We start from the raw sequence: 12,253 nt of genomic DNA, 5'->3' as shown, positions 1-12,253 counted from the left end.
GTTTTTTTATGATAATAATCTATTCCTTTTGAATGTAAATGGCTAGTATTTGTTACGAATTAATTCTTTTCCCTAGAATAATCAAATCTCTTTCCATACCATCTAATTCGGCTACTCGCGGAAGATGAGCCCATTTCTCGAATCCGAATTTATCAAATAATCTTAAGCTGGGTTCATTGTGAGCGAAAATAAACGCTAATAAAGTTTTGATATGTAGTTTTGGACATGCATCTATCACTTTTTGGATCATTTCTTTACCAAGTCCTTTTTGTCTAAAGTCTTGATGAATGTAAATGCTAATCTCAGCAGTGCCGTTATAGGCTGGACGACCATAAAAAGATTGAAAACTAATCCACCCGCACTTTTGACCGTCTAGTTCTACCATCCATAATGGACGAGATGAAGGAGAGTGGTCATAAAACCATTGTTTTTTACTTTCTACTGTTACAGGCTCGGTATCGGCAGTAACCATTCTACTTGCAATGGTTGAATTATATATTTCTACGATAAGCGGTAATTCTGTTATATCGGCATCTCTTACTGTTAAGGCAGGCTGCATTTGATTGTCATCCCCTATTTTTGTTTGTTTTTTTAATATTTAGATTATATGAATATCCATTTGAAAGCAATGAATAAAAAAATCAGTGTGACGAAGGTCATCACACTGATTAGTTACAATCTTTGATGTGTATAAAGCTAACTCTTTACTTCTGGTGTTGTTGCTTTTTTCCGTGCTTCTAAAAAGCGATTAACACTCGAAACAATTGTCTTTACAACGGCATATGTTGGAACTGCTAATACCATTCCGACAACACCAGCAATGTTTCCGGCTACAAGGAGTAAGATAATTACGGTTGCTGGATGGATATCTAAGCTTTTTCCAAGAATTAAAGGTGATAAGAAGTTTCCTTCAATTTGCTGTGCAACAGTAATAACAATCACAACTAATAGTGCCTGGAAAGGTGAATCGAATAATGCGATTATTACAGCTGGTGCTCCACCAAGGATGGGTCCAACATATGGAATAATATTAGTAACTGCAACAATTAAGGCCATTAATAGAGCATAAGGGACATCGATAATAAGATATCCTATTAAAGAAAGAATCCCTACTATTGATGCAACAGTAACCTGTCCACTAATATATGCAGATAATGTATTCCCAACATCTTTCACTGTTTCTAAGCCTTGTTGGCGGTAGGCATTAGGAAAAAATTTAGATATGGCATTAGGAAACTTATGACCATCTTTAAACATATAAAACAATAGGATTGGAACTGTAACAATTGTGATCGTTATATTTGTAACGAAACCAAAGATTCCTACTACACCATTAGTAAGCATATCAGGTAGTTTGTTTAAGAATTCCATTAATTTTTTTCCTAGACTGTCAAAGGGCACATAATCATTCATAATGAGATTTTGAATATCCTTTGATTGAGACAGATTACTTATAAATACCTGCAATTGTTTTGCGTATGTTGGTAAATCAGCAATAAAAGATGTAATTTGTTTTGTAATAATCGGTACAACATTACTGATTGTAATAGCTAGAACAGCAATGATCACTATGTACAAGAGTATTATTGAAATGACACGAGATAATTTAAATTTTTTCTCCAAGAATTTGATTACGGGATTAAAGATGAAAAATAAGAACCCAGAAATCAAAATTGGAAAGAATAAAGTAGAAAAGAATATTCCAATAGGTTTTAATAAAAAAGTAATTTTTGTGGCGATAAAAATAATCGTCATTATGATAAGAATTTGAAGAGACCAATTCTTTAATTTATTGTTGGACAATCAGATTCACCTCAATTGAAATTTTCAAAGTTACTTAAGTATAGCATCTAATATTAGGAAAAAATAAAAAAGTTGTTTGAAATGTAAAAAGGATGACAAATAATTGATGCCATCCTTTAATACGAATCATTGGAAATATTGTTTCAAGAAAAGTAAATTAATTATTTTTTAGGTGAATAATTTAAGTCGTTAAATAATTGCTTTAGTTCTTGATCGGTAAGATCTCGCCATTTTCCAATTGGTAAATTCCCTAAATGAATATTCATAATGCGAATTCTTTGTAAGCCTCGTACCTCATAGCCTAAAGCTGCGCACATTCTACGGATTTGTCTGTTAAGACCTTGCGTTAGAATAATTTTGAAAACAGTAGGAGACAGTTTTATCACCTTACATGGTAATGTTTTTGTATTTAGAATCTCTACTCCTTCAGACATTTTCTTGATAAAAGCAGAGGTAATTGGTTTATTTACAGTTACGATATATTCTTTTTCATGTTTATTTTCAGCACGTAGAATTTCATTTACAATGTCACCGTCATTCGTTAATAAGATTAATCCATGTGAGTCTTTATCTAGACGTCCGATGTGAAATATACGTAAGGGATGGTTGACGAAATCGACAATGTTTCCTTTGATATGTCTTTCGGTTGTACTAGTAATTCCAACTGGCTTATTCAGTGCGATATACACATTTTGCTGCTCCGTTTTTATTGGTTTACCATCAACTCGAACATCGTCAGAAGCTTCAGCCTGACTTCCTAGTTCTGCGACAACTCCATTTATTGTAACTCTACCTTCAGTAATTAATTTATCTGCTCCACGTCTAGATGTTATTCCAGATTCGCTAATGAATTTATTAATTCTCAAAAAAAAGCACACCTTTAAATTTAAATTTATTCTTTTAAGATAACGCATGTACTCACTAATATTCAAGGGTAGCACCATTTACTGAGGTAATTCTTTTATGCAGTCTAGTACTTTCTGATGATAGATTGGATCTTCCTTTTCTGCATCATAGATGACGGTTGTACAAAGATATGGTTGCAGCCAAGTATAATCATGCGAATCGGTCCAAGAAACAAGGAATATTTTCTGTTTGCTTCGATTAATGATATCTTCGATAATCTCTATTTTAGAAGAATCATCGCAAATAGAATCAATGGGATAAAGAATCGAATAATCGATCTCTTTGGGTGTGTTTCTCCAATTGAAAGATCGGTTTGTATCAAGGTATACTTGATGATTTGGTTGAAATATGTATGCTTCTCCAGTTTTGGCTGGTCTTTTGAGTTGTAGAAAATCTTCCGCGTTACGTAGAGTATTACAACGGAATAGTACTTTACTATTTGTTGAATGTTTTCCTATCATATGTAGCGCTAATAGATGTTTTTTAAATTGATGTGTTCCTTTGATTAATACAACTTTTTGATTTGAATTCATGAATTCTTCTAATTCTTTTTTTGCTTTTTCTAAAGTATTCATTTTTAACCTCACTTCGATGACGCTAACCATTCATTTATATCGACAGAATGAATGGATTCTGTAGACCTTAAAAAGATTTGTCAGAGGCCTATTGATTAATAGAATTGCGAATTAAAAAAAGATATATACTTTTCAGAAATAAATAGTTGAGTTTTTCGTTATTTTGTACTAATATTATCTAGTGATTTTGAGAATCATTATCATTTCGCGAAATATATTACTTATAAAGATACAGTCGAAAACAGAAAGTTTAAAGATGATTTCAATCATTAATAAAGTAGGTCTGAGAGAAGGGGATTTAAGAAAGAAAATGCAATCAGAAGACTGAATAGTGAGATTATATTTTGGTATGGAATCTATAATGTTTATTTGTCAGGTTGTTTTCTAAAAGAGTGTTTTTAAATAAGTTTGGTGAATAGAACTAGTATAAAAAAAGTGGGTTGATTGGAGCATAAGGCGCGAGCATCCTGGGGCAGAATTCAACCTATACCCATTACTTGTTCATTTGCTAATAAAGTTTGCGAAAACAGCCATTTATAAAAAGGGGTACAGTTGCGGAGTGATGACAATTGTTGAAAAAGATTTTTAGTTCCTTTATCGTTTTTTTTCTGATGTTTTTTCTAAACTTTCATTTAATAGCATCTGCAAAAGAATCACCTGCTCCAGAATTAGCTGGACAATTGATGGTTTCTTTAAATCAGGTGGAGAAGTATTTAACGAATAATCAAATAGAAAAAGCAGATCAGTCATTTAAAGAATTTAAAGCCGAATGGACAACAATTAAAGCGAAGGTAAGAACGGATTCTCCAGAGGCTATGAACATGATTGAATCGGATATGGCATTATTGTCACTTTCTATTTTAAATGAAGACATAAATCCATCTATTGAACATAGCCAATCTTTAATGGCTACAATGGAGTCGTATAGTCAGGGTACATTAAATACAGATCCGAATAAGATTGAAGAAAAAAGCCTTTCTTCATATATTACTTTATTAAAAGAAATAAAACAGACAATAGAGAAGAATGATTTGGATAAAGGGAAGCAGCAAATAGAGCAATTAACAAACGAATGGTTGAGTGTTGAGGGAGACGTTGTAACTCAATCACAAAGTGTATATAACAACTCTGAGAAATCGCTTGTTTTATTATCTGCCTATATAGAGGATAAAAATAAAACGGCAGATACTATCAAAATACTAAATCAAATGATAACGGACTTAGAACCTCTACAAAAGGATTCTTTTGGAATATGGGATGCAGCTTTAATTCCTATAAGAGAAGGCGTAGAAGCATTGTTAGTTGTCGGTGCTCTTTTAACAATTGTTAAAAAATCAAATGTACCAAAGGGTCGTAGATGGATTTGGGGAGGAACTATTTCAGGGTTATTAGTCAGTATCATTATTGGAATAATGGTTTCTTATTTTATTTCATCTATTGCTTTTGGACAAAATAACTTTTTGATTAATGGCTGGTCAGGTGTTTTAGCGAGTCTGATGCTACTTTATGTTAGTTATTGGCTTCATCGTAATTCAAATATTGCACAGTGGAACAACTTTATTAAACAAAAAACGGAGAATGCAATAAGCAACGGAAAAATGTTTTCATTTGCTACTCTTGCTTTTTTAGCAATATTAAGAGAAGGAATGGAGACTGTCATCTTTTTGATTGGTATGGTTAACAGAATGCCAATGAATAAGCTTATTTTAGGAATACTATTAGGATTTGGTGTGTTGTTTATCATTGCTTTTTTAATGCTGAAGGTGGGAACATATCTCCCTATGAAACCGTTTTTCTTAGTTTCTAGCTTCATTGTTTTCTATATGTGTATTAAGTTTATGGGATCTGGTATTCATAGCCTGCAGCTAGCAGGTCTTATTAGTTCTGATGTAAATGAAGGGATTCCTACAATCTCTTTTTTAGGTGTATATCCATCATGGTATAGTACAATGCCTCAGATTATTATTTTTATGCTTGCAATTAGTGTCATTTTATATAAACATTTTAAAAAAAATCGAAGCGAACGAATTATTGGGGGAAGCATGTCATGAATTTTACAAAAAAAGCTTTAAAAGTCGCATTAATATCTTCTTTACTAACAGTTCCTGCTTTAGCAGGATGTAATTCAACGACGGAGAAGACTAGCGATAAGCCGAAAGAAAGTAACACACAAAAAGCGAGTGGTAGTGATGTAAAAGCAATTGCTGAATCATTACAACAATCATTAAAAACCTTAAATGAATCGATTGCAAAAGGGGATAAAGCACAGATTCAAAAATTAGGTAAAGAATTGAATAGTGAATGGCTTACTAAGGAAAATGGGATTCGTGATACATTCCCACTCTTATATACAGAGATTGAAAAGTATATACAACCGTTATATATGGGGGCGACATCTGAAAATCCAGATCAAACGAAATTGCAAGAGTTAGCTAAAAATCTTGATGGATCGCTAACTAAATTAGCAAATGCAAAAGAAACAGAAGAAAAAACTTCTGAAATTTTAGATCAAGCTGTTGCACAATATGAACAATATGTAAATGAAGAAATTGGAGAACTTGTTACTTCTACGAAGCTATTTACAGATGCAGTAAGAGCAAAAGATGTAGAAAAAGCCAAACAGTACTATGTTGAGTCACGTAAACACTTTGAAAGAGTAGAGCCAGTTGCAGAAAGCTTCGGAGATTTGGATCCAAAAATTGATGCTCGTGAAGGCGATGTAGAAGAAGCGGAATGGGGTGGATTTCATAAAATTGAAAAAGCTTTGTGGCAAAATCAACCTCTTGATGCAATGGCGCCTGTTGCTGATCAATTAGATGTAGATGTACTTGAACTTCAAAAACGAGTGAAAGAATTAAAATTTAAACCTACCCAAGTAGTTGCAGGTGCAATGGAATTAATTAATGAAGCAGCTATTACAAAGATTACTGGTGAAGAAGAACGTTATTCTCATGTTGATTTGATGGATTTAGCAGCGAATGTTGAAGGATCTCAATCCGTATATTTTGCCATATTACCAGCTTTAACTGAAAATGATAAAGATCTTGCGGATAAATTGGATGAACAATTTACACAGCTTACTGATACATTACAGCAGTACAAAAAGAATGATCAATACATTTTGTATACAGAATTAACAAAAGATCAAGTGCGTGATTTGAGTCAAAAACTCGGGGTATTAGCTGAATTAATGGGACAAACTGCAAAAATTTTACAATAAAAGGGGAGATTCATCATGGGAGAGACCTCTAAGAAATTTTCTAGACGTGAAATGATAAAGTTATCTGCGATTGCGGGTGCAGGATTAGCAATTGGTGCTGGAGGCTTTGGAGCCATTTCCGCATTGTCTGAGGAATCATCAAGTAAATCTTCTACGGAGAAGAATGATCGAGATCCCATTATTCCTTTCTACGGAGAACATCAAGCGGGTATTATTACTCCTCAACAGTCTAATGCTTATATTGTGGCATTTAATCTTGTAACTGAACTAAAAAAAGATGTTATTGAGCTTTTTAAACAATGGACCAAATTAAGCTATACGTTAAGTCAGGGAAAAGTTAAGAAGGATGAGACGGTAAATGATTTTCAACCGCCTACTGATACAGGGGAATCTGAGGATCTAGGTTCATCGAGATTAACGATTACCTTTGGTTTAGGGAATACATTTTTTCTGAAAGATGGCGTTGACCGATACGGTGTAAATCATAAAAGACCAAAATTTCTTGAAGATATCCCTCCTACAAAAGGTGAGGCTTTACAAGATGAGTTTGTTGGTGGCGATATTTGTATTCAGGTTTGTGCGGATGATCAGCAGGTTGCTTTTCATGCTATTAGAAATCTAATTCGTGTAGCTACGGGAATTGCTAATGTTCATTGGATGCAATCAGGTTTTATAAATGGTCCAGAAGGACAAACACCAAGAAATCTCTTTGGCTTTAAAGATGGTACAGCGAACCAATCTCCTGATAAAACAGCAGCCTTACAGGAGATTGTATGGGCTAATGAAGATGAGCCAACATGGATGAAGTCAGGCTCTTATATGGCTTGTAGAAAAATTCAAATGTTTCTGGAAATGTGGGATCGTACATCTTTGCAATCTCAGGAGGACACATTTGGTCGAAAAAAGGTAAGTGGAGCAGCGTATGGAAATGTTAATGAACATGATACAGTTGATACAGCTCAATTACCTGCAAATTCACATACAAGGCTAGCTAAAGAAACAGGACAACAAATATTTAGACGTGCCTATTCATATGCTGACGGTATTGATCCTATAACAGGTAATATTAATTCAGGTCTTATGTTTATTTGTTTTCAGAAAAACCCTGTTACCCAATTTATTCCAATGTTAAAAAAATTAGCTGAGATTGATTTGCTAAATGAATATATTAAACATGTAGGAAGCGGATTATTTGCCTGTCCTGGTGGCGTTCAAAAAGGGGAATACATTGCTCAAAAACTACTAGAAAATTAAAAGACACAAGAAGTCATTCTTATTATTTCAAATGGATTTTTACGCATAAGAAGTAAAAACAAAGCCTAGGGGTGTCCTAAAAAGTGATTGAAAAATCACCTTATGGGACAGCCTTTTTTTATGTGTAGTTCATGATGCTATTAAGAAAATAAGGTATTTTTCTGATAATTTAAATAATATGTATTTTGTTGTTGACAGTAGCAGTAATCTGTTATATATTATTTTTAATAAATTATATTTGTTATATAACAGAGGAGAGATGAAAATGGAAATGTATAAAATGGCTTATGAGTGTTATACAGCTACATGCGAAAGTTATGGGATGGAGTCGGTGAATTTTCACTATTTTATAAAATACTTAACTGAAGAACAATTAGTGGCATATAGTATGAAAATAAAATAAAAAGGAAGTGATGACCTTTGGAACCTCAAGCCGAAGTCAAATAGAAACCCCGCTTTGTATCCAAGTAAACAAGCGGGGTTTTAGTATTGTTTCAGTATGATGTTCATGAACAAAATTCGTAATCTGCTACTTGATTGTCTTGTATGATTTCCATTCCTAAAATTACTCTTTTAGATGGATCGACAGCAGATATATTGACATGTCCAGCTTCTTTTAGTCTTAGTAGATAATCTGTGTTAAGTTTAATCCTGCTAGGATATGTATTAGTTTTATTATAATAATTGAATACTTCAGTTTTTAATTTTTTCATTGCAAGAACCTCCAATAGGACTGATTTAAAAGTAGTATATTTTACAATGTGTCCCCTTTCAATCGAATCACTAACATGTAAAGAAGTTCTCATAAATCCTTTATATTTCCTTCAAAATCGGTGTGAATTGAACATATTTACAACATATTTAGACCTTTTGTTAGGTTTCTGTATAATCTCATTATAGAATGATGATCAGCCGTGTTATATAAAACACATCTAGCTTCTATGAAGTCCTTTTATAGAACATTGTGTAAAAGCATTGGTGAGAATGGCTTTGGGGCTGTAGATGTTTTGGAAAATGATACAGTAAATGATGGATATCATATTAATTATTTCCGTGAGCATATTAAAGAAATGAAAGAAGCTATTGCAGACGGTGTTGACTTGATTGGCTACACAACGTAGGGACCTATCGATCTTGTTAGTGCATCTACTGCAGAAATGAAAAGTATAAGCAGGTTATTGTATCAAATGGAAAAGATTTATAGGGAAGTAACTTGCGATTTATTTATGACTTTAGGAAAGTAAGAAACCATCGTGTGCGATAGCCAGTTGTCGGTAAACTACCGAACTGGCTATTTTTTAGGTTAAAGATTTTTGAATATTTCCTGTTACAAGAGTGCTTTATTGAAGTAGTATTGAAGTAATTCTTCACATCTGTTCTTTAATCTTGGATTGAAGTAATTATGATTTTCTTGATGACCTTTATAAGAAAAGGAATACTGCGTAAACATTTCGTCGCTTTTTCTTTTATACACTTTAATATTGTTATTTCTTAAATAATTTCTTGTTGCTTTCAAATCTTTATTTACCGAACTGATCGTATTTTCTACTAACTCTAGGTATGGATTTTTTAGCTTAAAAGGACTTTGTTCGATAACTTTTTTATCTCTTTCTAAAATTATGATGAGCATAGGTAAATAGATCTCGTTTTCGATAATATCTCGATCTTTGTCATTTATACGTGTCATATGAATAACCTTCTTTGTTATAGTATATAATTGTATTATATACGAATATACGTTCTATTATAAAGTTGATTTCAGAACATAAGTTCTTATATAATGATAAAAAAAGGAGGTTCATCATGAACAGTTTACTTAAAAAATCAAAAGAGACTAGAGCTCCAATTATGATTTTTTATATATCGAAGGCTAATGAAGTGACTCAACGGATTGTAACAGTAAAGTCGATTTCTAAAACATGTATAAGAGCGTATTGTCATTTTCGAAAAGCTGAGCGGATTTTTAAGATAGATAGTATTCTTTCATGTGGACGTATCGGAAAGAGAAGTGCTTAGTGAATGAGTAATGACCTTAGAGCAGTGGAACGTCAGGAACAGTCTAGTATTATACAAAGACAATCAGAGAACATAGGAACAAAGAAATTGGGTGGAGTTCCATTGTTAAACGATGAAGAGAGAAAAATGATTGTGAGTGAGCTATCTGAAAAAGAGAGAGATAGTCTTTTTATAGAGTTAGTGAAAAGAGGAAAATGTATTCAAGTAAATTGAGTAATAAAGACAATCAAAGGTTTCTGATACTCCATAAAAGGTATAGAGAGGATTTTTCTCCATACCTTTTGTCATTTTTTATGAGAAAAAAAGCTAATATTGGCGATGAATTAAGAGTTAGGGATGTGATATTTAAAGTAAATGAAGTATCAACTACTACAGAAATTAATGATGGTCAATTTATATCGTACAAACCAAATAATGATGGGGCAATATTTTATTTAGTTAATATAACAATTAGGAATGCTGGGCAAGAGTCAATAACTACAGATACGTCATTTTTTGAATTGCATAAAGATAAGATAAAATATTCTCCGTCTAGAATAATAACTGCTGACTCTGGGTTTTTTTATTATGAAGGAATTAATCCAGGACTTTCACAAACTGGTAGTGTAACTTTTGAAGTTCCACAAAATGAAAGTGGTTTTGTATTACAAGTGCAAACTGGAATGTTTGGAACTGAAAAAGGCGAAATAAACTTGCAATAGATAATAAAAAGAGCATTAATAATTGAAGTGTACTCCTTGTAAAGAAGATGATCTCTGGATTGTATAGGGGTCATCTTGACGTTATTAATAAATTTTATAGTATAAACAATAAAAAACCCTTGCTAAACAAGAGTTTTTTTGTATGGAGCATAGGGGGATCGAACCCCTGACCTCAACACTGCCAGTGTTGCGCGCTCCCAGCTGCGCCAATGCCCCAAGAGATGTTCCCTTACTTATTATTTTTATAGATAAAACAAATAAAAGTCAATAATTTTCTGTAAATGAATGATAATCTAAATGTTTGTTTCACACATGTCCGATTTCTACGGATGTTATGCCTTCGATAGCAGATACTACAGTATACACATCCACGGTTTTTCTCTGGTAATGGACAGTGATGGCGAGTTGTACGAGTTGTGTAGTTTCTAGATCTTTTATTCTAATACTTTTTATACTAATTCCTTCTTTTTTATTTTTTCTATAACATCACTAATATCCTTCTTATTGGATATCATTAGTTGAAGAGGCAATTCCTTTTGACGTAATTGCTTAGGACCAATAAAACTCATTACGAGTGGTATTAGTTCTACGCTTATGATTAAAAGTATGACTCCTACGAAGGCTTCGATAAAAAATCCAGCTCCTACAGCTACGCCGATACCAGCTGCACCCCAAATGAGTGCGGCGGTTGTTAAACCAGTAATGCTATCATTTTCTCTGCGCAATATGACTCCTGCACCGAGAAAGCCAATTCCTGAGATGATTTGTGCTGGGAGACGAAGAGGATCCATCGTTATATTTACATCATCGCTTCCTGGAAAGGTGTAGGTAGCTTCTATTGATACAATCGTGAGCAAGCAGCTTACAATTGAAATAACAAGGCTAGTTTTAAGACCTACTGGTTTTTTTTTCATTTCTCTTTCAAGCCCAATAATTAAACCAAGTACGGCTGTAATACCGAGCTTTAGTAAAACATCCAATCTTGTATGTAAAAATGAAACAGTCCATAAGGAATCCATCGTACCATCTCCTTTTTCAACTCATATACCCATTTACATATAATTATAACTTTGTAATTACATATATAGATGGAAAAAGAAATAGAGAATTTTTTGAAATTTTCATTGTAATTAATAATATATTCAATCGGGTTTACTTTTATGTTAATAACTAAAACGATATAGGAGGATTAATAGAGAGAGTATGAAAGCTATAGCATAAATAGGGCTATTTAAGCTTTTTAAGTATTTTTGTGAAAAAGTTTAAAAAAACTATTGCGCAATTATTATATACATGATAAATTATATCTTGTCGCTAAGAGATGGCGGCGAAAACATCATCTTTTAAAAAAGTTTTTCACAAAAACATTGACAGTATGATGTGTGAATGTTATATTAAAAAAGTCGCTTTTAAGAGAAGGTTAAAAACTTTTTCGGAAAAAGTATTGACAAGAAACAGACTGAAATGTTAGTATTAAAAAGCTGTTTCGAACAAATGTTCTTTGAAAACTAAACAAGACAACACGTCAACGTTAATTCTAAATGAAGTTTCAACTTGATTGAAACAAACTATTTTATGAGCAAGTCAAACACTTTTTGGAGAGTTTGATCCTGGCTCAGGACGAACGCTGGCGGCGTGCCTAATACATGCAAGTCGAGCGAATGGAGGAGAGCTTACTCTCCGAAGTTAGCGGCGGACGGGTGAGTAACACGTGGGCAACCTGCCTATAAGACTGGGATAACTCCGGGAAACCGGGGCTAATACCGGATAGTTCTTAT

The 12,253-nt window shown here is 33.1% G+C and carries 13 protein-coding genes, 1 tRNA gene, 1 rRNA gene and 2 pseudogenes; 9 read left to right on the top strand and 8 right to left on the bottom strand.

Going from position 1 to position 12,253, the window contains the following annotated elements; genetic code table 11:
• Window positions 1–52 precede the first annotated feature (52 nt).
• The 4 genes from BN349_RS18045 to BN349_RS18030 all read right to left on the bottom strand — a co-directional run bounded on the left by BN349_RS18045 (window position 53) and on the right by BN349_RS18030 (window position 3,284).
• Window positions 53–559, bottom strand: coding sequence for a GNAT family N-acetyltransferase (locus BN349_RS18045; RefSeq protein WP_019243739.1), 507 nt, complete (start codon window positions 557–559; stop codon window positions 53–55).
• Window positions 560–696: 137 nt separating this feature from the next.
• Window positions 697–1,803, bottom strand: coding sequence for an AI-2E family transporter (locus BN349_RS18040; RefSeq protein WP_019243738.1), 1,107 nt, complete (start codon window positions 1,801–1,803; stop codon window positions 697–699).
• A 161-nt stretch (window positions 1,804–1,964) separates the two neighbouring features.
• Complete coding sequence (gene rluF / locus BN349_RS18035; protein ID WP_019243737.1) at window positions 1,965–2,669, bottom strand: 23S rRNA pseudouridine(2604) synthase RluF; 705 nt, start codon at window positions 2,667–2,669, stop codon at window positions 1,965–1,967.
• Window positions 2,670–2,747: 78 nt separating this feature from the next.
• Window positions 2,748–3,284: a hypothetical protein gene (locus tag BN349_RS18030; RefSeq protein ID WP_019243736.1), complete on the bottom strand. Its 537-nt coding sequence runs from the start codon at window positions 3,282–3,284 to the stop codon at window positions 2,748–2,750.
• 569 nt (window positions 3,285–3,853) lie between these two features.
• Here BN349_RS18030 and BN349_RS18025 point away from each other — a divergent pair.
• From BN349_RS18025 to BN349_RS26155, 4 genes are all read left to right on the top strand, one after another.
• Complete coding sequence (locus BN349_RS18025; RefSeq protein ID WP_019243735.1) at window positions 3,854–5,335, top strand: FTR1 family iron permease; 1,482 nt, start codon at window positions 3,854–3,856, stop codon at window positions 5,333–5,335.
• Window positions 5,332–6,504, top strand: coding sequence for an iron uptake system protein EfeO (gene efeO / locus BN349_RS18020; RefSeq protein WP_019243734.1), 1,173 nt, complete (start codon window positions 5,332–5,334; stop codon window positions 6,502–6,504). Before BN349_RS18025 ends, efeO begins: the two co-directional genes overlap by 4 nt.
• 15 nt (window positions 6,505–6,519) lie before the next feature.
• Window positions 6,520–7,758, top strand: coding sequence for an iron uptake transporter deferrochelatase/peroxidase subunit (gene efeB / locus BN349_RS18015; RefSeq protein ID WP_019243733.1), 1,239 nt, complete (start codon window positions 6,520–6,522; stop codon window positions 7,756–7,758).
• Between the two features lie 265 nt (window positions 7,759–8,023).
• A complete protein-coding gene (locus BN349_RS26155) occupies window positions 8,024–8,161 on the top strand; it encodes a hypothetical protein (protein WP_019243732.1) in 138 nt (45 codons plus the stop codon).
• A 103-nt stretch (window positions 8,162–8,264) separates the two neighbouring features.
• Here the strand turns inward: BN349_RS26155 and BN349_RS18005 are convergent, their stop codons facing one another.
• Entirely contained in the window at window positions 8,265–8,471 is a 207-nt protein-coding gene (locus BN349_RS18005; RefSeq protein WP_019243731.1) for a hypothetical protein, read from the bottom strand.
• A 201-nt stretch (window positions 8,472–8,672) separates the two neighbouring features.
• Here BN349_RS18005 and BN349_RS18000 point away from each other — a divergent pair.
• Window positions 8,673–8,942 (top strand): annotated as a pseudogene (locus BN349_RS18000) (family 1 glycosylhydrolase); the annotation flags it as partial.
• Window positions 8,943–9,085: 143 nt separating this feature from the next.
• Here the strand turns inward: BN349_RS18000 and BN349_RS17995 are convergent.
• A complete protein-coding gene (locus tag BN349_RS17995; protein WP_019243729.1) occupies window positions 9,086–9,445 on the bottom strand; it encodes a hypothetical protein in 360 nt (119 codons plus the stop codon).
• Between the two features lie 116 nt (window positions 9,446–9,561).
• Here BN349_RS17995 and BN349_RS17990 point away from each other — a divergent pair, with 116 nt between their 5' ends.
• From BN349_RS17990 to BN349_RS17980, 3 genes are read left to right on the top strand one after another with little or no spacing between them, the layout of a single operon-like run.
• A complete protein-coding gene (locus tag BN349_RS17990; protein ID WP_019243728.1) occupies window positions 9,562–9,774 on the top strand; it encodes a hypothetical protein in 213 nt (70 codons plus the stop codon).
• Between the two features lie 3 nt (window positions 9,775–9,777).
• The gene (locus BN349_RS17985; RefSeq protein ID WP_019243727.1) at window positions 9,778–9,987 is read left to right on the top strand and encodes a hypothetical protein; all 210 of its coding nucleotides are present in this window, start codon (window positions 9,778–9,780) and stop codon (window positions 9,985–9,987) included.
• Complete coding sequence (locus tag BN349_RS17980) at window positions 9,969–10,475, top strand: DUF4352 domain-containing protein (RefSeq protein ID WP_019243726.1); 507 nt, start codon at window positions 9,969–9,971, stop codon at window positions 10,473–10,475. The genes BN349_RS17985 and BN349_RS17980 overlap by 19 nt, the downstream gene beginning before the upstream one ends.
• Window positions 10,476–10,618: 143 nt before the next feature.
• Here the strand turns inward: BN349_RS17980 and BN349_RS17975 are convergent.
• Both BN349_RS17975 and BN349_RS24295 read right to left on the bottom strand, forming a co-directional pair.
• Window positions 10,619–10,691: transfer RNA gene (locus BN349_RS17975), tRNA-Ala, on the bottom strand.
• A 90-nt stretch (window positions 10,692–10,781) separates the two neighbouring features.
• Window positions 10,782–11,494 (bottom strand): annotated as a pseudogene (locus BN349_RS24295) (MgtC/SapB family protein).
• 573 nt (window positions 11,495–12,067) lie between these two features.
• Here BN349_RS24295 and BN349_RS25500 point away from each other — a divergent pair.
• Window positions 12,068–12,253 (top strand): 16S ribosomal RNA (locus BN349_RS25500); the annotation flags it as partial.

Source organism: Bacillus sp. AP8 (assembly GCF_000321185.1).
Taxonomy (GTDB): Bacteria; Bacillota; Bacilli; order Bacillales; family DSM-1321; genus Bacillus_AD; species Bacillus_AD massilioanorexius.
This window is presented reverse-complemented; position numbering and strand designations above follow the sequence as displayed.